We start from the raw sequence: 23695 nt of genomic DNA on the forward strand, positions 1-23695 counted from the left end.
CACATGGTCGGGTCCAGGGTGAAGAAGGTCGCCGCGGTGCTGGGCGCCGCGGCGTTGGCGGCCGGCGGGGTGGCCGGCTCGGCGGCGTCGGCCGAGCCGGGCGCGGAGGCGGTGGGGTTCATGCTCGCGGCGAACCTGAACAACCGGTGCCTGAACATCGCCGACGCCAACCCGTACCGGGGCGCGATGGCGCACATGTGGGACTGCGGCGGCTGGGCCCAGCAGCGGTGGTCCTGGCGGGGTGAGCAGCTGGTGACCGACCTCGACGGCGGGCAGTGCCTGGACGTGCGGGGCGCCAACGGCGACACGGGTGCGGCGGTGGGCCTGTACGACTGCATCGACCAGCCGCAGCAGCACTGGTACTGGCAGGGCTCGGAACTGCGCAACCGCATCAACGGCAAGTGCCTGACCGTCCTGGCGGGGAACTGGTGGAACGGCGCCGCGGTCGTGATGTGGGAGTGCGTCGGCGCCGCCGACCAGCAGTGGCACACCACCTGACTGAGGGGGACCACCGCACCCGGCCTGCCGCGCGGGCGGCCGGGTGCGGGGATGGAGCGGGGGTGGGCGCGCCCGTCCTGTGGCCGGTCTGGACACGGGCGCGCCCGCTCGCGTGGCCGACCTGGGTGGGTGCGGTGGCCGTGTGGCCGGGCTGGGACGCGGTCCCGCCTGCCCGGGTGGTCGGCCCTGGTGGTGATCCCAGTGTGAACGGTTGATCCCCAAGGTTGGGTGATCATTAACTCGGTCGTGTTGTTTCTCGGGCATGCTCCCCGGGGGTGCGGTCACCCTGCGACGCCGCTCCCGGGAGGAGATCCACGATCGTGCGAACCCGGTCCCTGCTTCATCCAACAGCCTTCGTGGTGGCCGTCGTCGCGGTGGCGGCGGCCCTGGTGGTGCCCGCGGCGTCGGGCGCCGCGCCGATCACGGTGGCGGCGGCCATCGCGCAGCAGAACGGCGCCACCGCGACCGTGCGGGGTTACGTGGTCGGCCAGCCGACCGCGACGAGCACCGTGGTCAGGTCGGCGTTCCCGTCGGACTACGCGCTGGCGCTGGCGGACTCGCCGTCCCAGACGGCCACCGGCCAGATGTTGTACGTGCAGGTCACCTCGGCGTTCCGGGCGCAGTGGGGGCTGAAGAGCAACCCCGGCCTGCTGGGGCGGCAGGTGGACGTGACCGGCGTGCTCGGCGCCTACTTCGCCCACCCGGGCCTGACCTCGACCTCGGCGTTCGCGTTCGCCGGCGGTGCACCGACGACGACCACCACGACCGGCGCCACCACCACGACGACCACCACGACCGCGGTGCCCGACGTGGACGCGTACTACAGCGCGGCGCTGGGCAAGTCCGGCGCGGCCCTGAAGACGGCGCTGCACCAGATCATCCGCACCCAGACCAAGCTGTCCTACGACCAGGTGTGGGAGGCGTTGAAGGTCACCGACCAGGACCCGGACAACGCCGCCAACGTCATCCTGCTGTACTCCGGGCGCTCGCAGGGCAAGACCGCCAACGGCGGCAACGCGGACGACTGGAACCGGGAGCACGTCTGGGCCAAGTCGCACGGCGACTTCGGCACCGCGACCGGTCCGGGCACGGACGTCCACCACCTGCGGCCGGAGGACGTGTCGGTCAACGCCAACCGGGGCAACAAGGACTTCGACGCGGGCGGTTCGGCGGCGGCCGAGGCGCCGGGGAACTACACCGACGCCGACTCGTGGGAGCCGCGCAACGCGGTCAAGGGCGACGTGGCGCGGATGCTGTTCTACATGGCGGTGCGCTACGAGGGGGACGACGGGTTCGCCGACCTGGAGCTCAACGACAGCGTGGCCAACGGCACCGCGCCGTACCACGGGCGGTTGTCGCTGCTGCGGCAGTGGCACGCGCAGGACCCGCCGGACGCGTTCGAGAAGCGGCGCAACCAGGTGATCTACGACCGGTTCCAGCGCAACCGGAATCCGTTCATCGACCACCCGGAGTGGGTCGCGGCGATCTGGGGCTGAGCGCGGGGGCGTTCCGAAGAAGAATTCCTGTGTCCCGTTGTCCGCGATCATGCGGATAACGGGACACAGGTGCACACCGAACGTCACCGGAATTGCGGGGCGTCGCCCGATCCCGTGACCGCGTTCGTCGCCCGGTCGGTTCGGCCGTATCAGCGGACGTGCGCGGCGGGCACCCGGCCCCGCGCCCCGGCCCGCGCCGCCGGCACCACCGGTTCGGCGCAGATGTTCTTGGCCACCGACAGCAGCTGCACCACGTCCGTGGCGAACGAGAAACCCCGCGCGTGCTGGTCCCCGGGCGCCTGGAACAGCCGGTAGGCGCGGATCACCCACTCGGTCAGCGAGTCGTCCCGCAGCACCTCGTGCTCGCGGCGCCCGTTGACCGTCACGGTCAGCTGCGAGTGGTCGTCCTCGTCGCTGACCGCGAAGTGCCCCACCGCGACGCCCTTCTCGAACTCCACGGTGACCCGCCGCTCCCGCACCGGCGAGGTCAGGTCCGAGGCGATCTCCGCGCGCACCCCGTTGTTGTGCCGCAGCCCCACCCGCGCGCCGCCCATCCTGGGCACCACCGCGTCGCCCACGACCAGGTCGAACCCCGCCGCGTGCGTCACCCGCGCGCTGCCCGCCAGGCGCAGCGCCAGCCCCACGCCGTGCGGCAGCTCCACGTCGAAGGCGGTCGGGTGGCTCGGCGAGGTCAGCGACCGCCGGAACCGCGGCTTGTTCTGCACCACCGAGATCGACCGCGGCTCGCCCAGCGCCCCGCCGCGCACCAGCCCGACCAGCCGCTCGGTGAGTGCGCTGGTCAGCCACGGCTCCACCACCGCGATCCGCAGGCCGTGCTTGCGCCGCAACCGCATCACGCGGGCCAGGTCGTCGGTGTCGGCGGCCAGCGGCGCCTCCACGATGACGTTGCGGAATCCGCGCTCGGCCAGCTCCGCCACCACCGCGGCCCGCACCGTCGGCGGTGTGCACACGTGCGCCACCGAGTCGGCCGGGTCCAGCAGCGCGGCCGCCTCGGCGACGCTGCCCACCATCGCCAGCCCCGGCCGCTCCGCAGGCAGCCGGCGCGGGTCGCACGCCACGACCGGCCGGTCGTCGAACAGCTGCCGGACCGAGGCCCGTGCCCTGGCCAGCACCGGCAGGTGCAGGTCCGTCCCGTCCCGCCCCAGCCCCACGACGAGTGTCCGCACTAGAGAGCCCCACTTGTCCCGAGTTGATGTGGAAGACATCGGAAATGAAATCAAATTGACTGCGGATGACGTTAGTCCGAGGCTCGCCAGCGTTGTCAACACGGAGTGCGGTAGTTGACCAGGAAGAGTGAACTCGCCGGTCACGGGAGGTTCTTCCGGGCTCCTGACATACGCTGCACCCGGAGCGACGACAGCGGAGGTGAGCGCGCTGACCGGGCCATTCTTCACGCAATCGGCGACTTTTTTCGATTTGTGGTGCGCTGCTCGGAAATGCATTGTCGGTGTTGATCGCGGTAAAATCGGTCGAGTCGGCGAAGTGGCAGAGGAATGCGCGTCCGGCCACGGCGTGCAGGCCGGAGGGGCGGATGGTGCCCCCGACGGTGCTCGCGCGCCCGCCCTGACTCGAACACCGGCTCCCGCCCGCAGGTACAACCCCGCCACCGCCCTCACCGCACTCCCCGCGCACCCGCGGCAGCCGGCATGACCTCGACGCTGACGGCGGTGCCGTGGTCCGGCCCGGTGGACCTGCCGCTGGGCGGCGAACTGGACGTGCAGGCCGCGTGCGGCCTCATGCACGTCCACGGCCGCCGCTTCGGGCGGCCGACCCCGCTGGCCGTGGACTACGCCTCGATCGTGGCCGGCGAGCTGTCCGCCACCGGCACCCGCGCGCTGGAGCTGGCCCGCCTGCGCGGCGCCCCGGTGCGCGTCGCCACCACCTCCGTGGCCCAGGCCGCGCTGCTGGCGGTGGCCCAGTACCTGGCCGCGGCCACCGCGGACGAACCGGTCGGCCCCTTCGCCGTGGGCGGCCCGCCGTTCGTGTCGGCCGACGGGGTGGCCTTCGAGCTGGAGGCGCCGGAGGCGGAGGCGTGGCGGCGCTTCTGGACCGCCCTGCGCGCCGACCCGCGGGCGGTGGCCCGGTCCTGGCGGCCCTTCGCCGACCGGTTCGCCACCGCCACCTGCCCGCTGCCGCCGGAGCTGACCGGGGCGGCTGCCCGCCTGCCGGTCCACCTGCTGGAGCGCACCGCCGCCGTGACCGGGATGACCCTGGTGCGGGTGGCGCACCGGGCGCTGGACCACCTGCCGCCCTACCGGCTGGTCGAGCTGCCCGGCGCCTCCGTCCCGGCGGTGCCCGTACCGCGCGGCCCGCTGCCGCTGTCCGGGCTGGTGGTGCTGGAGTCGACCCGGCGGGTGCAGGGGCCGCTGGCCGGGCACCTGCTGGGCCAGCTCGGCGCGACCGTGGTCCGGGTGGAGCCGCCGGGCGGCGACCCGACGCGCGTCGCCTCCCCGCTGACCTGCCCGTCCTCCGGCCCGGTCTCGGCCCGCTTCCACGCGCTCAACCGGGGCAAGCAGGTCGTCGAGGTCGACCTGGGCACCGTGGCGGGCAGGCACGAGCTGCTGGACCTGGCGGCCGGCGCGGACGTGTTCCTGCACGACTGGGCGCCCGGCGAGGCCGAGCGGTGGTCGCTGCGCGCGCGGGACGTGGCACGGGCCCGGCCCGGCGTCGTCTACGCGCACGCCTCCGGCTGGGGCGGCGAGCTGGGCGACCGGCCGCCGGTGGGCACCGACTTCGTGGTGCAGGCCCACGCCGGCGTGCCGCCGTCGCTGATGACGGTGCTGGAGGTGTTCGCCGGCGTGGTGTGCGCGCAGGGCGTGGTGGCCGCGCTGGTGCGGCGCGTGCGGGAGGGGGCGGGGCAGGCGGTGAGCGCGTCGCTGCTGTCGGCCGCCGCCCGCCTGAACGCCCGCGCGGCCCGTCGTTGCACCGCGCCGCTGGCGGTGCCGGTGTGCACCGACCTCGCCGCGCTGGCCGCGGACCCCAGGTTCGCCCGAGCCGTGGTCCGCGACGGGTGCGCGATGCCCGCGCCGTGCTGGGAGTTCGCCTGACCCGCTTGACCGGCGACCGCCGGTGGCCCACAGCCCGAGCGTGGCGCGGCTCACCGCACCCCGTCGGGCAGAATCGGCCGGGTGAGCACCAACTGGGCAGGCAACGTCACCTTCTCCGCCGCGCGCACCGAGCACCCCCGCTCGCTGGACGAGGTCCGGGACCTGGTGACCGGTGCCGACACCGCCCGCGTCGTCGGCACCGGTCACTCCTTCAGCACCGTCGCCGACACCACCGGCACCCTGATCGCCCTCGACGGCGTGCCCGAGGTGTTCGAGACCGGCCCCGACTCGGTCCGCGTCGGCGCCGGCACGCGCCTGGCCCGCCTGGCCGAGCTGCTGCAAGCCCGCGACCTCGCCCTGCCCGCCATGCCGTCGCTGCCGCACATCACCATCGCGGGCGCCTGCGCCACCGCCACCCACGGCTCCGGCGACCGGGTCGCCTCGCTGGCGAGCCTGGTCCGCGCGGTCGAGCTGGTCACCGCCGACGGCGGGACCGTGCGCCTGGCCCGGGGCGAGGAGGACTTCGACGGCGCGGTGGTCTCCTTCGGCACCCTGGGCGTGGTCACCGCCGTGGAGCTGGACGTCGTGCCCGCCTTCGACGTGGAGCAGCGCGTCTACGAGGACATGCCGTTCGACGCGCTGGTGGAGCACGTCGACGCCGTCTTCTCCAGCGCCTACAGCGTCAGCGCCTTCACCACCTGGCAGGGCGTGGCCCACGTGTTCACCAAGCGCCGCACCACCGACGAGCGGCCCGACCTGACCTGGACCGGCGCCACCGAGGCCACCCGGCCGCACCACCCCGTGCCCGGCCAGCCCACCGTCCACTGCACCGCCCAGCTCGGCGAACCCGGCCCCTGGCACGAGCGCCTGCCGCACTTCCGGGCCGACTTCACGCCCAGCGTCGGCGCGGAGCTCCAGTCCGAGTACTTCGTGGCCCGCGAGCACGCCGCGGACGCCCTCAAGGCCCTGGCCGGCCTCCGCGAGCACGTCACGCCGGTCCTGCTGACCTCCGAGGTCCGCACGATCGCCGCCGACACCCAGTGGCTGAGCATGGTCCACGGCCGCGACAGCGTCGCGTTCCACTTCACCTGGCGGCCCGAGGACCGCGAGGTGAGGGCCGTGCTGCGCCGCATCGAGGACGCCCTGGCGCCGTGGGACCCCCGCCCGCACTGGGGCAAGCTGACCGAGCTGCCCGACCCCGCGGCCCGCTACCCGCGACTCGACCGGTTCCTGGACCTGCGCCGCCGCCTCGACCCGACCGGCAAGTTCGGCAACGCCCTGGTCAACGGCTGGCTCAACCGCTGAGCCGGGGGACTGGGCCGGGGGCCGCCGGGCCGGGCCGCTGAGCCAGGGGCCGCCCACCCTCAGACCCCCGCCCTCGAACCACCAGGCCCGAGCCCCCGCCCCCGAACTGCCGTCACCGAACCACCGGGCCCGAGCCCCCGCCCCCGAACCGCCGCCCTCGAACCACCGGGCCCGAGCCCCCGCCCCCGAACCGCCGTCCCTGAACCACCAGGCCCGAGCCCCCGCCCCCGAACTGCCGGGCCCGGACCGCTCAACAGCGGCCCGGGCCCGACAGGCACCCCACCTCCGCCACCTCACATCCGCGCGAACCGCCGCAGCATGTCCAGGTCCGGCACCACCACGTCCCGCCGCAGGTGGCTGACCACCACACCGGCCTTGCGCAGGTCGGCGAACGCCTTCTCCGCGGTCCGCGGCTTCATCCCCGCGATCGAGGCCAGCTCCACCTTGGTCAGCGGGATGCCCAGCACCCACCCGCCGACCTCCTGCCTGCCGTGCGCGCCGACCAGCTCGGCCAGCACCCGCGCCACCCGCTCGGCGGCGGTGTGGGACAGGAAGTCGCGCCGCCGCCGGTTGGCCCACCGGAGCTGGTCGTCGATCACGCCGATCAGCTCGACGAACCCGTCGTTGCGGCGGTGCAGGAAGCTGTGCAGCTCGGCGCTGGTGATCAGCTTGGCCACCACGTCACCGCACGTCACGATAGTCGCCGACCGCGGCTTGTGGTCCATCGCGGCCATCTCGCCCACCAGGTCGCCCGCCACCCGCACGGTCAGCACCGCGGTGTCGCCCGCCTCGTCGTTGACCACCACCTTGACCACGCCGTCGAGCAGCAGGAACGCGTGCGTGTCGGTGGCGTCCTGGATGATGATCTCGCGGTCGGCGGCGTAGCGGACGGTGGTGCCGAGGTTCATCAGCTCCTGCCTGCTGGTCTCCCGCAGCCGGTGCAGCAGGGTGCCCACCGGCCACTCCGCGCCGGCCGGCAGGGTCTGCCGCACGCCCGGCCCGGCGGGCTTGGCCGTGGCCAGCGAGCGGCCCGCGTCGGCGAACGAGGCGTAGCCGCGCTCGAACGACGGGTCGGGCCCGGTGCCGGACACCAGCGCCTCGCACGCCCGCCGCAGCTCGTCCAGCTCCGGCACGGCCGGGTGGTCGGCGCCCAGCGCGGCAGTGGCCCGGCCCGAGGCGTCGCGCACCAGGTCCAGCAGGCGCTGCGCCTGCGGCCGCGGGCCCTCCACGTGCGCCAGCTCCAGCTCGGCCGCCGCCAGGTTCGCCGAGGCGATCAGCGCGTGCGGGTGGTCCGAGCCCAGCCGCATGGCCGTCCGGTCGGCGGCCGAGCGCAGGCTGGGCAGCGCGAGCCTGGCCCGCTCGGCGGACCGGCGCACCCGGGCCAGCTCGAACTCCGCGGACGCCAGGTTGGCCTGCGCCACCAGCGCCCGCGGGTGGTGCGAGCCCAGGGCGGCCAGCGCCCGGTCGGTGGCCTCGCGCAGGTCGCCCAGCGCCTCGGCCACCTCCTCCGCGTCGCCCTGGTCGCGGGCTATTCGGAACCGCGCGCACATCAGGTTGAGCCGCACCGCGGCCGTCTGCGGGTGGGTGGCGCCCAGCACCGCCGCGTTGCGCTGCAGCGCCAGCTCCAGCGGGCCGGTCTCGGTCTGGGGCGCCGGTCCGACCGCCACCGCCACCGAGCCGACCGCGACCCGGTCCGCCGCGGGCGCGGGGTCGAGGAAGTCGCCCAGCACCTGCCGCAGCGGGGCGCCCCGCCCGAACGCCGCACCGGGCACCCGCCGCCGCGCCACCGTGCCGGGCTCGCGGCGGCCGCGGGCCACGGCGACCAGCGCCTGCTGGTCGCGCATCCGCGCCGCCTCCGGTGTCGCCGGGTCGACCAGCCCGAGCATCGCCACCAGCAGCGCGTCCGCGGCGTCGGCGGAGCCGATCCGGGTCAGCGCCGCGGCGCACCGCAGCAGCCGCTCGACGTCGCGGCGGGCGCTGAGCGCGTCCAGCGAGCGCGCCAGCTCCACCGCCAGGCGCCGCGCGGCGAGCCGGTCCGGGGCAGAACGGGACAGGACTGCTTCGAGTTCGACCATTCGGCTGTTCATCCGGCACCCCAGTTGGTTGCTCGGTCCACGACTGTGCGGTTCCTGCGGTTCAGGCGTTCGGACGTCTCGTTCCGGCGTTCGGGCGCGTCTACTCGTACCGCCGGAGTGGAATCGTCGTCCATAGCGGCGATATCGGTGGCTTCGGGCAATCGTTAGCCCAGGCCGTGACATCGTTACGGTATGAATGTTCAGACGTTCGTCCAGGCCGCAATAATGCGGACAACTCCCGCTCACCTGCGTCCATCGGTGGAGGCCGGAAGCGGAGAGTCAACGGGGCGCGGCCAGGTTATCCCGATCGAAATATGAGCTTCACTCGATAGGGGAAACTTGCGCGTAATCTGCTTGCCGCTCAGTGACCACCCGTCCGGGTTGCTCCGGTTGGCGTACTTTGTCCGGTACTCCGTTCCGGCTCCCGCAACCATTGCGGCCCTATGCGGTCTCGTTTGATTGCTTGGGGTTCCGCTCGATCCCGTTCGCTTCCCGGCGAACCGCCGCGTCTCGGTTGGCGGGGTTCAGGGGTCGGGCCACCGCCCACCGCCGGCCTCGCGCGGGGTGCGGGCCGCTGCCGCCCGCGTTATCTTCGGAACGAAGGTGCTGGTCAGACGGGGATCAACCGGCGTTCCGGGTGGGCGTTCCGCCCCGGCCGGCACCGTTCCGGTTCCCGTAGCGGAACACGGTGATTCGTTTTCACGAGCACGACTTTCAGTCATCCTATGGCCCTCCCGGACCACCCGGTCGGCGGTACCCCGTTCCGGGGGTCGGCCTTGCGCGCCCCGATCGACCACTGCTGACTGGCCGGGTTGACCTTCACCGCAGGAGGAAGTCGATGACCGTTGCCCACGACGACCCCCACGTCGCGCGGCTCTTCGAACAGATGGTCCGGCTGGTCGCCGAGGAGGACGGAGACCCGCTCGACGTGCACGAACAGCTCCTGGAACTGGCCCAGGCCAACTTGCCCGAGGTCGCCAGGTACTGGAAGCAGGTCGGGACGGGCGTCGGCGTCCCGGACACCGCCTACAAGGACGGCGGCCCCCACCTGTTCCCCGACGCCCCCGTGGTCCGCGAGTTCCGGACCAGCGGCACGACCGGCAGCTCCCGCGGCAGCGTCCGCTACTCCCGGCTCGGCCTGGAGCTGAAGGGCATCGCGGTCGCCGCGCGGGCCCGCCGCGAGATCGCCTTCCCCGACGTCAGGCCCGTGGTGCTGCCGTTCGCCCCCTCCGAGCCCGCCGCACCGCACATGGCCATCGCGTTCGACATGGCCCGCATCGTCGAGGCCGTCGGCGACCCCCGGCTGAGCACCGCCGTGGTCGGCGCGGACGGCGTGGACGTCGAGCTGCTGGAGCAGCGGCTCGACGCGGCCGTCGCCGAGGGGCTGCCGGTCGTGCTGGTCGGCGCCACCTTCGCCTTCGTCAACATCTGCGACGCGCTCGACGCCCGGGGCCGCAGTTGGCGGCTGCCACCGGGCTCGCGCATGTACGACGGCGGCGGCTTCAAGGGTCGCTCGCGCGTCATGGCCGTGGACGAGCTGCGCGCCATCGTCGGGCGGGTCTTCGGCATCGAGCGGTTCGGCAACATCTTCGGCATGACCGAGATCGCCAACCCGCTCTACGACTCGGCCGACACCCCGGTCGGCCCGCTGGGCGAGCGGCCCAAGGCGGGCGGCGTCGCGGGCGGTCCGCGGGTCCGCGACCCCCGCACCCGCGAGTACCTGGCCGAGGGGCCCGGCCTGCTGGAGATCACCGACTACGCGCTGCTGGACCGGCCGCACGTGCTGCTCACCGGTGACGTCGGCATCGCCGTCCCGGAGGGCGTGGCCATCGCGGGCCGCGTCGCCGGCACCACCAGCCGGGGCTGCTCGCTGTCGCTGGACGAGATGACCGGGGGTGCCGCGTGAGCGTGTCGTGGATGCCCGGCTGGGTCACCCACCCGGGCACGCCGTTCACCCTGCGCTCCGGCGCGCACGAGTGGCGCGGCGAGCGGCCGGCCGACTGGGCCGCGATCGGGGCCGGGCTGCGGGCCGCGCACGAGGAGCTGCGCCGGCTGCCCGTGCGCCGCATCGTCGAGGCGTTCGACGTGACCGCCGAGCGGTGGGCCAAGCGCGACTTCGCCCCGCGCCGCGCCGTGGTGCGGGACGCCTCGCTGGTCACCGGCATGTCCGAGGAGACCATCGAACGCGCCCTGGACGCCGAGGTCGGCAACCTGCGCGCCGAGTCGCTGCTGGCCGCGCTGACCCGCGAGCTGGGCGACCCGGAAGTGCTCGACGGCTTCCGCGGCGGCACCACCGCGGTGGGCCCGCGCACCGTGCTCGGCGTGTTCTCCGGCAACGTCCCCGGCCTGCCCGCCCGGTCGATGGTGCGGGCGCTGCTGGTCAAGTCCAGCCTGATCGCCAAGGTCCCGGCCAAGGAGCCGCACTTCACCGCCGCGTTCCTGCGCACCCTGCACGACGTGGAGCCGGTCGTGGCCGACGCCGTGGTCGCCACCTACTGGGACCGCGACGACGAGGCGACCATGGACGCCGCCCTGGCCGAGGCCGACGCGGTGGTCGCCTACGGCGGCGACCGGGCGTGCGCGGCGATCAGGGCGAAGGTCCGACCCGACCAGTTCTACGAGGAGCACGCCCACAAGCTCTCCTTCGGCCTGGTCAGCGCCGAGTACGCCAACCGGTGCGGCCCCGCCGAGGTGGCCCGCCGCATCGCCGCGGACTGCAGCGACTTCGACCAGCACGCCTGCCTGTCGCCGCAGGTCTACCTGGTGCAGGCCGAGCACGCCCGCGCGGTCGCCCAGTACCTGGCCGACGCGATGCGGCTCGCCGCCCGGGACTGCCCGCCCGGGAAGGCGGGCGAGCACGAGGCCATCGCGCTCGGGCACCGCCGGATCGTCGCCGAGTGGCGCGCCGCCACCCGGGACACCAGCGAGGTCTGGGCCCCCGACGGTCTGGAGTGGACGGTCGTGCTGGACGACTCGCTGCTGCCGCTCAGCGGCGCGGGCGACCGGGTCGCCCGCATCGTGCCGGTGCCCGACCTGCCGTCGGCCGTGGAGCTGATGCGCCCCTACGCCAGGCACCTGCAGAACGTCGGCCTCGGCGCGGTGGGCGAGGAGTTCTGGCGCACCGCGCGGGCGCTGGCCGTGCTCGGCGCGAGCCGGGTGTGCGAGCCCGGCGCCATGACCAGGCCGAGCATGTCCTGGCGGCACGACGGGCAGCCGCGCATCGCCAACCTGGTGCGCTGGGCCGACGTGGAGCTTCACCCCGAGCTGGCCACCGAATAACCTCCACACGGGGTCACGAGGTCGCCGTGCCCCGCCCTCCCGGGCACCCGCCCGGCGCGGCGGGGCACGGCCGTTCGCTGGGGAGGACCTGGCATGTCCGTGACGGTGACCGGTGCGCACGGCGCGCTGGACGAGCGGGATTTCCGGCGGCTGGCGGAAGCGGTGGAGCTGGTCCGGTCCACCACCACCGCGCGGGCCCTGGCCGAGGTGGTCGACGCGCCCGCGGCGCTGGCCGCGCACCTGGAGTTCACCCACGCCGCCGTGCTGGTGGCGGCGCACGGGGTGGGCGACGCGGTGGCGGCGCTGGTCGCGCTCGGCGTGCGCCCGCACGAGCCGGCGACCGCCGCGGCGGTCGCCGAGCGGCTGGCCCGCCGCACCGGCCGCGAGGTCGACGTGCGGCTGGTGCGCGGCACCGTGCCCGGCTGCCCGCGCGGCCTGGAGGTGTTCGTGGCGGTCGGCGCCGACCTGTCCGACGCCGACCGCGACGCGGGGGCCCACCTGGCGTTCCGCGTCACCACCGACGACGACGTGGTGCCGCGCGGCGTCTACGAGACCCTGCTCGACGCGGCCCTCACCCCCGACGGCGCCGACGACCGCGACGGGGTCACCGAGCTGCACCTGCGCGGCCGCACCCGCCTGGCGCTGCGGCTGCCCGGCCGGCGGGATGGGCTGCTGCGCCGCCACGTCGGCCGCCCCGACGAGGCCAGGCGCGCGGCGTTCGAGCTGATGACCGGCGCCTGGCGCACCCGCGCCGTGGCCGCGGCCGCCGAACTGGGCGTGGCCGACCTGCTCGCGACCGGCCCGCTGCCGACCGCCGAGCTGGCCGCGCGCACCGGCACGAAGGAGGACAAGCTGCGCCGCGTGCTGGCGTTCCTGGCCGCGCTCGGCGTGCTGCACCGCGACGGCGAGCAGTGGTCGCTGACCGAGGTCGGCGCGCTGCTGCGCACCGACGCCGACGGGTCCGTGCGCGACCTGGCCCGCATCTACGGCGGCCTGTTCTACCGGTCGTTCACCGGCCTGGAACACACCCTGCGCACCGGCGGCAGCGCGTTCGAGCACGTCTACGGCGCGGTCCCGTTCGAGCACTTCGCCGCCCACCCCGCCGACGCGCGGCTGTTCGAGGGCGCGATGGCGGCCGGCACCAGCTTCCTGACCCTGGTGCCCGACCTGCTCGACCTGCCCGCCACCGGCACGGTGGTCGACGTGGGCGGCGGCGACGGCAGGCTGCTGGGGCTGGTGCTCTCCGCCGCGCCCGGCCTGCGCGGCGTGCTGTTCGACCGGCCGCACGTGACCGGCGCGGCCACCGAGGTGCTCGCCGGCCTGGGCTGCGCGGACCGCGCGCGGGTCGTCGCCGGCGACTTCTTCCGCGACCCGGTCCCGGCGGGCGGCGACGTCTACCTGCTCTCGCGCATCCTGCACGACTGGGACGACGAGCGCGCCTCGGCCGTCCTGCGCAACATCCGGGCGGCGATGCCCGCCGGCGCGCTGCTCGCGATCGTGGAGCGGCCGATCCGGGACGACCGGTCCGTGCTGCCGCTGTCGTTCAACGTCCACATGATGGTCAACACCGCGCTGGGTGGCGAGCGCACCACCGCCGAGCACCGGGAACTGCTGGCCGCCAACGGTTTCACCCTGGAGGACGTGCGCGACCTGCCGCTGGACATGGCCGTTCTGGTGGCCCGGGCCGACGCCGGGTAACCGCTCTCACCGTCCGAATGCTGGAAACCCGCTTCCTCGTCGCCCGATCGGGCGACGAGGATCGGCGGCGTGGAAGCGGTCACCGATACCCCGAGCCCGTCCCGCGCCCGTTCGCTCGTCCCGCTGTTCTCGGTCAGCCTGCTGACCGGTGTCGGGTACGCGCTGGCTGGTCCGTTCATGTCGGTGTTCCTGATCAAGCAGTTGCAGGCCGGTCCCGTCGCGGTCGGGGCGTTCCTGCTGGTCAGCTCGTTGGGGTCGATCGCGGTGAGCACGGTGGTCGGTCGGGTGTCCGACTCCCGCGCGATCCGCCGACTGGTGCTGCTGACCGCCAGCTCGACCGGTGCGGTGGCGTGGCTGCTGTTCGCGTTCGTCCGCGAGTACTGGCTGCTGCTGGTGGTGTCGGTGACGCTGATGGCGATCGCGTCGTCGCAGGTGCCGCAGGTGTTCGCCTACGCGCGCCAGGTGCTCGACCAGACCGGCTCCACCCGGGCGCCGCTGGCGATGAGCGGGCTGCGCACGGTGATGTCGCTGTCCTGGGTCGCCGGTCCGCCGCTGGGCGCGGTGCTGATGGCGGGTACCGGCTTCACCGGCCTGTTCGGCGTGACCGCGCTGTTCTACGTGCTGGCCGCCGCGGCGATCGCGCTGTGGCTGCCGGAACCGGGCGTCCCGGAACCGGCGTCGGCCGAGGCCGCCGCCGAACCGCCCGCGGCCCGGGCGGAGGTCCTGCTCGCCAGCGTGGCGTTCGTCCTGCTCCAGGGCGCGACCTCGGTCGGCGTGGCGGCGATGCCGCTGTTCGTGCCCGAGGTGCTGGGCGGCACGACCACCGACGCGGGCCTGGTGCTGGGGTTGTGCGCGGCGCTGGAGATCCCGCTGATGCTGGGCTTCGGCGCGCTGGCGGTCCGCCACGATCAGCGGCGCCTGGTGCTGCTCGGCGGCGCGGTCGCGCTGGCCTACTACGCGGTGGTGCTGGCGGCCCAGGCGACCTGGCAGGTGATGGCCGCGCAGGTGCTGCACGCGGTGGTGATCTCGGCGGTCATGGGCGTGGGCATCTCCTACTTCCAGAACCTGGCCCCGGACCGCCCCGGCTACGCCACCACGCTCCACTCCAACACGTTCAAGATCAGCGCGATGCTGTCGGGCCCGCTGCTCGGCGTGGCCCAGCAGTTCGGCTACCGCTCCGCCTACGGCATCGGCCTGGTCATGTCGGTGCTCGGCTTGGCGCTGCTGCTGGCCGCCCGCCCGAGGCGCCAGGCAGGCTACGAGCGGTGGCAGACCCGTAACAGAGAGTGAACCGACCGTTCGGTTTGCGCTGTTCGAGCGGTTCTCCGCGAAAATCGGGTCACTTCGACGCGGGCGTTGCTAAACCTTCCTCACGGGAGGTCGCCATGCCCAGGGGGTTCTACACCGACGAGAAGGGCCGGGTGCGCCCCGTGCCCGTCCGGCACGGCCGCGCCGGGCCGCTGCTGCTCGCCGGGCTGCTCGTGCTCGGCGCCGTCGGGTACGGGGGAGCGGTCGGGCTCAGCGCGGGCGGTGCCGGCGGCGCCGGCCTCGGCGTGACCGCGCGCCGGGCCGAGAGCGAGGACCTCGCGCGCCGCGGTGACGCGGACGGCGCGTGGCAGCGCATGGGGCTGCACGGGCTCCGCCAGACGGGCCCGCAGCCGACCGAGTGCACCGCGGGGTCGTTCGGCGAGGTGCACGAGTTCCTGCGGCGCACCGGCTGCGCCTCGATGGACCGCGCCCTGTTCGCGGTGGGCGACGGCACGGGCAACACCGCGGTCGTGGCCGTGGCCTGGGTGGAGTTCGCCTCGCGCGGCGACGCCCGCCGGTTCCAGGACCTCGTCGACGCCTCCGGGACGGGCGACGTGGAACCGCTGGGCACCGAGGCGCTGGACCTGGGCGAGGTCTCGTTCAGCGGCGCGAACCACGGCTCCGAGCGCCACCGCGGCACCGTGACGGTCGCCGAGGCCGAGCTGGCGTCGGGCCACCTCACCCCGGAGGTGCTGGACGCCCTGGCGGAGGTGGCGGCGCTGCTGCCGCGGTGAACCGGGGCTGTTCGAAGCGCGCGCGGCGGGCGGCGCGGCGCAGGGTGCGCAGCAGCACCGGGCCGGTGGCCAGCACCAGCACCGCGGTGGTGATCGCCCGGCCGACGTCCCAGCCCAGCGAGGTGGCCAGGCTGAAACCCACCAGCCGGACCAGGTTGTCGGCGAGCGGGCCGCCGGGTTCGTAGGACAGCGACGTGCTCGCCGCGCCCAGCGCGAACGGCCAGAACGACAGGTTCAGCAGCAGGCCGTAGACCAGCGAGGCCACCGTGCTGTAGGCGGCCAGCAGCACCGGTTCCCAGCGCCCGCGCAGCGGCGGCAGCAGCCCGGCGCCGAACGCCACCCAGGCGGCGCCCAGCATCTGGTAGGGGAGCCAGGGGCCGACGCCGCCGGTGAGCAGCGCCGAGGCGAACATCATCGTGTTGCCCAGCACGAAGCCGAAGCCGGGGCCGAACACCCGGCCGCCCAGGACGAGCAGGAAGAACACGACTTCGATGCCCGCCGCGCCCGCGCCCAGCGGCCGCAGGGCCGCGCCGAGGGCGGACAGCACGCCCAGCACCGCCACCGCCTTGGCGTCCAGGCCGCCCTCGCCGAGTTCGGCGAGGGTCACGGCCAGGACCAGGGGGAGGAGCAGGATGAACAGCCAGGGTGCGCCGGTGCCGCGGGCCAGGGCGGCGTCGGCGGAGATCAGCAGCGGCCAGCCGAACGCGGCCGCGCTGATGACGGCGGCGATGCCGAGGGCGATCGCCGCGCGGGGGCGGATGCGGATGGGGGAGTGGGTTGCCCGGCCGGTCCTTCCGGCAGCCCTCGGTTCGGTCTCCGACCCAACCCCTGCCTCAACCGCCGACCCCGCCGACCCCGCCGACCCTGCCGCCCCTGCCCCCGCCAACCCTGCCGCCACCGAGCCCGCCGCCGCCCCTGCCGCCGCCGCCGAGCCCGTCGACCCCGCCGTCGACCCCTCCGACCCTGCCGAGCCCGCCGCCGAGCCGGCCTCCGCCCCAGCTACCGACCTGGTTCCCGACCCTGCCGAGCCCGCCGCCGAGCCGGCCTCCGCCCCAGCTACCGACCTGGTTCCCGACCCTGCCGAGCCCGCCGCCGAGCCGGCCTCCGCCCCAGCTACCGACCTGGTTCCCGACCCTGCCGAGCCCGCCGCCGAGCCGGCCTCCGCCCCAGCTACCGACCTGGTTCCCGACCCTGCCGAGCCCGCCGCCGACCCGGCCTCCGCCCCAGCTACCGACCTGGTTCCCGACCCTGCCGAGCCCGCCGCCGAGCCGGCCTCCGCCCCAGCTACCGACCTGGTTCCCGACCCTGCCGAGCCCGCCGCCGAGCCGGCCTCCGCCCCAGCTACCGACCTGGTTCCCGACCCTGCCGAGCCCGCCGCCGAGCCGGCCTCCGCCCCAGCTACCGACCTGGTTCCCGACCCTGCCGAGCCCGCCGCCGAGCCGGCCTCCGCCCCAGCTACCGACCTGGTTCCCGACCCTGCCGAGCCCGCCGCCGAGCCGGCCTCCGCCCCAGCTACCGACCTGGTTCCCGACCCTGCCGAGCCCGCCGCCGAGCCGGCCCCCAGCCCGGTTCCGCAGCCGCCCTCAGGCCCGGTTCCCCCGCCGCCCACCGAACCAGCCCCGCTCACCGGGCCGCCAACGCGTCGCGCACGTCCGCCACCGTCAACCAGGCCCGCGGCGCCAACACCTTCGCCACCTGGGGCGAGAACACCGGCGAAGCCGTCACCACCTCGGCGGTCGGCCCGTCGGCCACCACCTCGCCACCGGCCATCACCACCACCCGGCTCGCGTACTCGGCGACGAACTCCACGTCGTGCGTCGCCAGCACCACCGCGTGCCCCCGCTCCGCCAACCCCCGCAGCGCCGCCGCCAACCGCGTCTTGGCCGGGTAGTCCAGCCCGCGCGTCGGCTCGTCCAGCAGCAGCACCCGCGGCGACGGGGTCAGCGCCACCGCCAGCACCAGCGCCAGCCGCTGCCCCTCCGACAGGTCGCGCGGGTGCCGCGAGTCCGGCACCCCCGGCGCGAGCCGGTCCAGCAGCTCCCGGCACGTGCCCGCGGCCCGCCCCGACTCCCGGTCGGCCTGCGCGCACTCCCCGGCGACCGTGTGCAGGTACAGCAGGTCGGCCGGCTGCTGCGGCACCAACCCGACCACGCCCCGCCGCGGCCCCGGCTTGAGCCCCGCCGGGTCGACGCCGGCCACCTCCACCGAACCGCCCGACCGCCGCCCCGTGCCCTGGAGCGCCCACAGCAGGCTGGACTTGCCCGACCCGTTGCGCCCCATCACCGCCACCCGCTCACCGGCGCCGACGGCCAGCGACACCCCGCGCACCGCGTCCACAGTGGAGTAACGCACCCGCAGCCCGTCCGCGCGCAGCAGCACCTCGCCCGGTGACCCCGGCACCTCCGGCGGCCCGGCGAGGCGTTCGCGCAGCGGCCCGGCCAGCCGCCGGGCGTCCCGGATGGACACCGGCACCGGGTCCCACCCGGCCAACTGCCCCAGCCGCACCACCGGCGGCGCGACGGGCGCCTGCGCCAGCACCGGCCCGGGCGCACCGCCCACCGGCGGCCGGCCACCGCCGGGCAGCCACACCACGCGGTCGGCGTACTGCGCCACCCGCTCCAGCCGGTGCTCGGCGATCAGCACCGTCATCCCCAGGTCGTGCACCAGCCGGTGCAGCGCGGCCAGCACGTCCTCGGCCGCGCCGGGGTCCAGCGCCGACGTCGGCTCGTCCAGCACGAGCACGCGCGGGTGCGCGGTCAGCGCCGCGCCCACCGCCACGCGCTGCTGCTGACCGCCGGACAGCGTCGCCAGCGGCCGGTGCCGCAGGTCGGCCAGGCCGAGCAGGTCCAACGTCTCCTCCACCCGCTTGCGCATCACCGGCTCGGGCAGCGCCAGCGACTCCATCGAGTACGCCAGCTCCTCCTCGACCGAGTCGGTGACGAACCCGGCCTGCGGGTCCTGCGCCACCAGCCCGACCACGTCGGCCAGCTCGCGCGGCGGGTGCGTGCGCGTGTCCCGGCCGTCGACCAGCACCCGGCCGGCGAGCGTGCCACCGGTGAAGTGCGGCACCAGGCCGTTGACCGCGCGCAGCAGCGTCGACTTGCCGGACCCGGTGCGCCCGACCACCAGGCACAGCTCGCCCTCGGGGACCTCCAGGTCCACCCCGGACAGCACGGGCGCCTCAGCGTCGCGGTAGGTGACGGAGACGTTCTCGAACCGGATCATGCCCTCTTCCGATCGACGAGCACGGGCGCCAGCGCGCACAGCAGACCGAGCGCGGGCAGCAGGGGCAGGCCGGGCACCACCAGCGGCGAGGTGCCGGGCGTCAGCGCGTCGCCGCCCAGGTCGGCGGGCGCCAGGAACGTCGCCAGCGCCGCCACCAGCCCCGCCCCGACGATCAGCAGCTCGCGCGGACCCCAGGTGTCCGGCCGGTACCGGCTGCGCCGCACCCGCCGTGACCCGGTCCACAGCCCCGCGACGGCCAGGGCCGCGCCGACCGCCAGCACCGGCGCGCCCACCAGCGGCGGCGCGCTGCCGTCGAGCAGCCCGTACGCGCCCAGGCACAGCCCGCCCAGCCCGCCCAGCACCAGCACCCCGGTCAGCGCCCGCGCCGACCGGGGCAGCCCGGCGGTGCGCCCGTACCCGCGCGAGTCCATCGCCGCCGCCAGCACCAGCGACCGCTCGAACGCGTCCTCCAGCACGGGCACCGCCAGCACCCGCAACGCCCTGATCCCGCGCACCGCGTCCCCGCGCAGCGCCCGCGCCCGCCGCACCGAACGCGCGCTGGTCACCAGCTGCGGTGCCACGGTCAGCGCCACCACCACCGCCACGCTCACCTCGTACAGCGCCGCCGGCAGCGACCGCAGCAGCCGCTTGGCGTTGGCCAGCGCGTTCGCCGCGCCCACGCAGCACAGCAGGGTCGCGAGTTGGAGCCCGTGGTAGAGCGCGAAGACCAGGCCCTCGGCGCTGACCGGGCCGCCCAGCCGGATGCCGCGCGCCCACCCCGGCAGCGGCACGGACGGCAGCGTGAACAGCACCGTGGGCCCGGCGACGCCGCCGAGCAGCACGTGGAACACCACCCGGACCGCGATCACCGCCAGCCCGAACTTCAGGAACACCCCGTAGGCACCCGCCCACGGCGTGTCCGGCCGGCACGACACGGCCACGTACCCGGCGACCGCGACCACGAGTGCGAGCAGCACCGGATTGGTGGTCCGCGTGGCGACGGCGGCCAGGCACAGCGCCCACAGCCACCACGCGCCGGGGTGCGGTGTCACTCCGGCGCCCTGGCGCGCCGGCGCGCGGTCCACCAGCCCAGGCCACCGAGCACGAGCACCGCCGCGACACCCGCGAGCAGGCCGAACGTGCCACCGGACGACGTGCTCGCCGCCGGTTCGACCGCGACGGGCGTGCCGCCGGTCGCGGACGGTGCCGGGGTGGGGGAGGACGGTGCGCTGCTGCTCGCCGGCGCGCCCGCGGAGGCCGTGGGCGGTGCCGAGGTCGTGGCGCCCCCGGTCCCCGAGGTCGTCGGCTGCGCGGTCGGCACCGGCTGCCCCGGGGTCGGTTGCGGCGCGGGCGGCTGGGGTTGTGGCTGGGGCTGGGGTGGTGGCTGCGGTTGTGGTTGGGGGACCGGTTGTGGTTGGGGTTGCGGCTGGGGAGCGGGTGCCGGCGGTGCCGCGCTCGGCGGCGTCCCGGCGCCGAACGACCAGCCCTCGACGCTGCCCGGAGCCGGGTCGTGCACCCCGGCGCCCGCGCTGCTGTAGGTCCAGCCGCTGCCGGGCGTGCCGTGCCAGTAGGACCAGTAGGCCGTGGTGGGCGCGCCGTTGCACGGGTCCGGCAGGCCGTCGACCCGGCAGACCATGCCTGCTTGGCGCGGCAGGAACTCGTAGCGGAACCCGGCGGCGGACAGCGCCGCCAGGCCGCTGGCCGGGTCACCGGGCGCGCAGCCGGTCCGCACCCCGCCCAACGACCCGAAGTCCACCACGACGCTCACCCCGGCGCAGGACGCGGCCCAGGCGGCGGGGGAGAGCAGCGCCGGAACGGTGACCGCGATCAGCACCGCCGACGAGGCGGCGAGGCCGCGGGAGGTCGCTCGCGGACGCCGGTGTGCCGTTGCCGCGCGGGCGGCAGCCGTGACCGGTATCGCCGACGAGGCCGCGAGACCGCGTGAAGTCACTTCCCGACCCCGGCGTGCCGCTGCCGCGCCACCACCAGCAGCAGCGCACCCGCGGCCAGCAGCAGCGAACCCAGCCACGTGGCCGGCCCGACCGGTACGCCCGTGCGGGCCAGCTCCCGCCCGCCACCGGCCGCCGCCACCGCGGTCGTCGTGGTCGTGGTGTCCGAAGTGGAGGCCGCCGGGGTCGTGGAGGTCGGTGCCACCGGGCAGTCGAGCACCGGCACGCCGGTCACCGCGCCCTCGGCCGACAGCTCGGCGTAGCCCACGCCCACCAGCCCCAGCACGGCCTGCGCGCTCGCGGCCTGCGCGGTCGCGGCGGTGAAACCGGTCCGGTCGTAGGCGATCGCACCGCGGTCCGCCCCGGCCGCCGAGCAGCCCTGGGCCAGCCCGGCGAGGAACGCCGCCGCCCGGTCCGCCTCGGCGGTCCGACCACCCGCGCGCAGCGCCTGCGCCGCGAGGCCGGTGCTGTTGGCGTTGCCCTCGTCGTCCTTGCCGTCCTCGCGGAACCCGCCGCCCGGCTGCTGCTGCCCGGCCAGCCAGGTCAGCGCCTCGGCCAGCGCCGCGTCGTCCGCGGGGGTCCGGTCCACCGCCAGCAGCGCCTGCACGGCCATCGCGGTGGTGTCCACGTCGGGCACGCAGGGCTCGGCCAGCAGTTGCACCGGGAAGCCGGTGCCCGGGCACCGCGTGCCCAGCATGAAGTCGACCGCGTTGCGCGGCGCGCTCTGCCGGCGCTCCAGCGCCAGCACCGCGAACGCCTGGGTGAAGCCGTTGGAGAAGTCCTGCGGGACGTCGGAGAACCGCCCGGAGGGCGCCTGCAGCGCGGTCAGGCCCGCGATCAGGTCGACCCCGCCGAAGTCGGTCGGGTCCAGGCCGCGCACCTGCACGGCCAGCGCGAGCTTGGCGTACGAGCCCGCGTAGGAGGTGTTCGGGTCGCCGAAGTGCAGGTAGGTCGCGACGGTCTCGGGCCGGGCGAACCAGGCGGTGATCGCGTCCGCGCGGTCCTCGGCGACGCCGGCGGCGGCGAGGGCGAACAGCGCGTCCAGGGTCAGGCCGTGGTCGACGAACCGGGTGCCGCCGTACTCGGTCTCCAGGTGGTCGCCGTCGACGAGCCGCCGGGCCAGCCACCCCGCCGCGGCGGCGGCCACGCCCGCCTGGGCCGCGCTGGCCGAACTCGCGTTGGCCGAAGCCGCGTCTGCTGGAGCCGCGCCGACGGGAGCCGCGTCCGCCGGAGTCGCGCCGACGAGAGTCGCGTCCGCCGGAGCCGCGCCGACCAGAGCCGCGTCCGTCGACGACGTGCCCGCCGAAGGCGCGTCGGCCGGCGGCTGCGCGTGGGCGTGCGGCGCGACCAGCAGCGCGGCGACGGCGGCGACCGCGGCGGCGGTCCGTCTGATCGGCCTGATCGGCATGTTCGACCTTTCCGGGCGCGAGGCGCGCGAGCGGACCCCGGACGGCCTTCACCCGGGCTCCGACCCGCTGACCTCGACGGTGTCTGGAGCGTGCCGCGCGTGGCGGGTGTTCGGGCTCGTCCCGGGCCGGGACCTACCGTTGCGGGCCAGCGCCGGACTTCGACCGGCTTCCCCCTGTTCACGCGCGATTGCCGATCGTCTGCCACCGACCACGGTGTGTCAATCCGCCTGTGGCGCGATGCTCGCCACCCGCGCATGCGGTTACCGTTCGTCGATTCGATCTGGGGACGGACTGGGGAACGAGGGGTGTGGGATGGCGACTCTGGCGTCGGTGCGCGAGGGCCTGGTGGCGTGGGTCGCACGGCGTTCGGCGACGCGGTGGATCATGGGCAAGATCGGTTCACGGGCGTTGTCGCTGCTCCCGGACCGTGCGCTGGTGCCGCTGAAGCGGGACGGCGTCGAGCCGGTGGCGGAGCTGGAGCGGATGCGGGAGTCCGGGCCGGTGCACCGGGTGCCCGTGCCGTTCGGCATTCGCGTGTGGTTGGTCACGGGCGAGTCGGAGGCCAGGGAAGTGCTTTCCGACACAGCGGCGTTCAGTAACGATTACACCCGCCTGGGCGCGGCGGTGGGGCGGCTGGAGCAGTCGCCGGGTGGTCTCGGGTTCGCCGACCCGCCGGACCACACCCGGCTGCGCAGGCTGCTGACGCCGGAGTTCACCATGCGCCGGCTGTCGCGGCTGGTGCCGCGCATCGACGAGATCGTCACCGAGCGGCTGGACGCGATGGAGGCCGCGAAGGGGCCGGTGGACCTGGTCAAGGAGTTCGCCCTGCCGATCCCGTCGCTGACGATCTGCGAGCTGCTGGGCGTGCCCTACGACGACCGCGACCGGTTCCAGCAGCTCGCGGCGGCGAGGTTCGACCTGTTCGGCGGCGCCGGCCAGGCGCTGGGCGCGATCTCGGAGTCGCTGGAGTACATGCGCCACATCGTGGAGCGCGAGCGCCGCTCGCCCGGCGACGGCCTGATCGGCATGATCATCCGCGAGCACGGCGACGCGGTCGACGACGCGGAGCTGGCCGGCCTGGCCGACGGCGTGCTCACCGGCGGGTTCGACACCACCGCGAGCATGCTGGCGCTGGGCGCCTACGTGCTGCTGCGCGACGACGAGGCGCGTGCCGCCATGCGCGACGACGACGCGGCGGTCGCCCCGCTGGTGGAGGAGCTGCTGCGGCACCTGAGCGTGGTGCAGGTGGCGTTCCCGCGCTTCGCCCGCAACGCCCTGACCGTGGGCGGGCAGCGGATCGAGGAGGGCGACGCGATCGTGGTGTCCCTGGCGGCCGCCAACCGCGAGGGCACGCCCGGGTTCGACCACACCCGCAAGTCCTCGTCGCACCTGGCGTTCGGCTACGGCGCGCACCGCTGCGTCGGCGCCGAGCTGGGCCGGATGGAGCTGCGCGCGGCGTACCCGGCGCTGCTGCGCCGGTTCCCGAACCTGCGCCTGGCCGAGGACCGCCCGGTCTTCCGGGCCGCCTCCATCGTCCACGGCGTGGACCGGCTCTTGGTCCACACGCGCTGAGCGCCCGAACGGGGTCCGCAACGGCGCGGGCCCCGACCTTGAAGCAGCGCTTAACGCACGTGCATGAGGTTTCACTTTT

At 75.2% G+C, this 23695-nt stretch carries 17 protein-coding genes and 1 riboswitch; of the genes, 10 read left to right on the top strand and 7 right to left on the bottom strand.

Annotated features, from left to right (window positions below; genetic code table 11):
* Positions 1 to 3: 3 nt before the first annotated feature.
* Positions 4 to 498 carry an RICIN domain-containing protein gene (locus EKG83_RS23170; protein ID WP_051765058.1) on the top strand — a complete coding sequence of 165 codons (495 nt, stop codon included), beginning with the start codon at positions 4 to 6 and terminating at the stop codon, positions 496 to 498.
* Between the two features lie 425 nt (positions 499 to 923).
* Positions 924 to 1994 carry an endonuclease gene (locus EKG83_RS49750; RefSeq protein ID WP_407690788.1) on the top strand — a complete coding sequence of 357 codons (1071 nt, stop codon included), beginning with the start codon at positions 924 to 926 and terminating at the stop codon, positions 1992 to 1994.
* Between the two features lie 149 nt (positions 1995 to 2143).
* Here EKG83_RS49750 and EKG83_RS23180 read toward each other — a convergent pair whose 3' ends face one another.
* Complete coding sequence (locus EKG83_RS23180) at positions 2144 to 3181, bottom strand: Gfo/Idh/MocA family protein (protein WP_033429425.1); 1038 nt, start codon at positions 3179 to 3181, stop codon at positions 2144 to 2146.
* 480 nt (positions 3182 to 3661) lie between these two features.
* Between EKG83_RS23180 and EKG83_RS23185 the strand changes: the two genes are divergently transcribed.
* Positions 3662 to 5062, top strand: a complete 1401-nt coding sequence (locus EKG83_RS23185; RefSeq protein WP_033429424.1) for a CoA transferase — start codon at positions 3662 to 3664, stop codon at positions 5060 to 5062.
* Positions 5063 to 5143: 81 nt separating this feature from the next.
* Positions 5144 to 6367: a D-arabinono-1,4-lactone oxidase gene (locus EKG83_RS23190; RefSeq protein ID WP_228122790.1), complete on the top strand. Its 1224-nt coding sequence runs from the start codon at positions 5144 to 5146 to the stop codon at positions 6365 to 6367.
* Positions 6368 to 6660: 293 nt separating this feature from the next.
* Here the strand turns inward: EKG83_RS23190 and EKG83_RS48110 are convergent, their stop codons facing one another.
* The gene (locus tag EKG83_RS48110; RefSeq protein WP_228122791.1) at positions 6661 to 8454 is read right to left on the bottom strand and encodes a Crp/Fnr family transcriptional regulator; all 1794 of its coding nucleotides are present in this window, start codon (positions 8452 to 8454) and stop codon (positions 6661 to 6663) included.
* An 826-nt stretch (positions 8455 to 9280) separates the two neighbouring features.
* Between EKG83_RS48110 and EKG83_RS23200 the strand changes: the two genes are divergently transcribed.
* From EKG83_RS23200 to EKG83_RS23220, 5 genes are all read left to right on the top strand, one after another.
* The gene (locus EKG83_RS23200) at positions 9281 to 10348 is read left to right on the top strand and encodes a long-chain-fatty-acid--protein ligase (protein WP_033429422.1); all 1068 of its coding nucleotides are present in this window, start codon (positions 9281 to 9283) and stop codon (positions 10346 to 10348) included.
* Complete coding sequence (locus EKG83_RS23205; RefSeq protein WP_033429421.1) at positions 10345 to 11721, top strand: acyl-CoA reductase; 1377 nt, start codon at positions 10345 to 10347, stop codon at positions 11719 to 11721. Before EKG83_RS23200 ends, EKG83_RS23205 begins: the two co-directional genes overlap by 4 nt.
* A gap of 93 nt (positions 11722 to 11814) precedes the next feature.
* On the top strand, positions 11815 to 13419 hold the full coding sequence (locus EKG83_RS23210; protein ID WP_033429420.1) for a methyltransferase: 1605 nt from the start codon (positions 11815 to 11817) through the stop codon (positions 13417 to 13419).
* Between the two features lie 69 nt (positions 13420 to 13488).
* Entirely contained in the window at positions 13489 to 14709 is a 1221-nt protein-coding gene (locus EKG83_RS23215) for a sugar efflux transporter (protein WP_063741273.1), read from the top strand.
* Between the two features lie 95 nt (positions 14710 to 14804).
* A complete protein-coding gene (locus EKG83_RS23220; RefSeq protein ID WP_051765052.1) occupies positions 14805 to 15461 on the top strand; it encodes a hypothetical protein in 657 nt (218 codons plus the stop codon).
* Here EKG83_RS23220 and EKG83_RS23225 read toward each other — a convergent pair.
* The 5 genes from EKG83_RS23225 to EKG83_RS23245 form a co-directional block, all read right to left on the bottom strand.
* On the bottom strand, positions 15406 to 16227 hold the full coding sequence (locus EKG83_RS23225) for an ECF transporter S component (protein ID WP_033429728.1): 822 nt from the start codon (positions 16225 to 16227) through the stop codon (positions 15406 to 15408). The genes EKG83_RS23220 and EKG83_RS23225 overlap by 56 nt on opposite strands.
* Before the next feature lie 857 nt (positions 16228 to 17084).
* Entirely contained in the window at positions 17085 to 18686 is a 1602-nt protein-coding gene (locus EKG83_RS23230; protein WP_033429419.1) for an ABC transporter ATP-binding protein, read from the bottom strand.
* On the bottom strand, positions 18683 to 19738 hold the full coding sequence (locus EKG83_RS23235) for a CbiQ family ECF transporter T component (protein WP_033429727.1): 1056 nt from the start codon (positions 19736 to 19738) through the stop codon (positions 18683 to 18685). Before EKG83_RS23235 ends, EKG83_RS23230 begins: the two co-directional genes overlap by 4 nt.
* Positions 19735 to 20520: a hypothetical protein gene (locus EKG83_RS23240; RefSeq protein ID WP_051765050.1), complete on the bottom strand. Its 786-nt coding sequence runs from the start codon at positions 20518 to 20520 to the stop codon at positions 19735 to 19737. The genes EKG83_RS23235 and EKG83_RS23240 overlap by 4 nt, the downstream gene beginning before the upstream one ends.
* Before the next feature lie 113 nt (positions 20521 to 20633).
* Complete coding sequence (locus EKG83_RS23245) at positions 20634 to 22043, bottom strand: prenyltransferase/squalene oxidase repeat-containing protein (RefSeq protein WP_063741272.1); 1410 nt, start codon at positions 22041 to 22043, stop codon at positions 20634 to 20636.
* Between the two features lie 84 nt (positions 22044 to 22127).
* A riboswitch (cobalamin riboswitch) is annotated at positions 22128 to 22268 on the bottom strand.
* A gap of 88 nt (positions 22269 to 22356) precedes the next feature.
* Here EKG83_RS23245 and EKG83_RS23250 point away from each other — a divergent pair.
* Positions 22357 to 23616: a cytochrome P450 gene (locus tag EKG83_RS23250; protein ID WP_033429418.1), complete on the top strand. Its 1260-nt coding sequence runs from the start codon at positions 22357 to 22359 to the stop codon at positions 23614 to 23616.
* The last annotated feature ends 79 nt before the right edge of the window (positions 23617 to 23695 follow it).

The organism is Saccharothrix syringae, assembly GCF_009498035.1.
GTDB classification, from domain to species: Bacteria; Actinomycetota; Actinomycetes; order Mycobacteriales; family Pseudonocardiaceae; genus Actinosynnema; species Actinosynnema syringae.

Coding starts and splice junctions, on each gene's coding strand:
- EKG83_RS23185 (WP_033429424.1), top strand. CDS start 3,662: ATGACCTCGACGCTGACGGCGGTGCCGTGGTCCGGCCCGGTGGACCTG.
- EKG83_RS23200 (WP_033429422.1), top strand. CDS start 9,281: ATGACCGTTGCCCACGACGACCCCCACGTCGCGCGGCTCTTCGAACAG.
- EKG83_RS23230 (WP_033429419.1), bottom strand. CDS start 18,686: ATGATCCGGTTCGAGAACGTCTCCGTCACCTACCGCGACGCTGAGGCG.
- EKG83_RS23250 (WP_033429418.1), top strand. CDS start 22,357: ATGGCGACTCTGGCGTCGGTGCGCGAGGGCCTGGTGGCGTGGGTCGCA.
- EKG83_RS23220 (WP_051765052.1), top strand. CDS start 14,805: ATGCCCAGGGGGTTCTACACCGACGAGAAGGGCCGGGTGCGCCCCGTG.
- EKG83_RS48110 (WP_228122791.1), bottom strand. CDS start 8,454: ATGAACAGCCGAATGGTCGAACTCGAAGCAGTCCTGTCCCGTTCTGCC.
- EKG83_RS23245 (WP_063741272.1), bottom strand. CDS start 22,043: ATGCCGATCAGGCCGATCAGACGGACCGCCGCCGCGGTCGCCGCCGTC.
- EKG83_RS23210 (WP_033429420.1), top strand. CDS start 11,815: ATGTCCGTGACGGTGACCGGTGCGCACGGCGCGCTGGACGAGCGGGAT.
- EKG83_RS23170 (WP_051765058.1), top strand. CDS start 4: ATGGTCGGGTCCAGGGTGAAGAAGGTCGCCGCGGTGCTGGGCGCCGCG.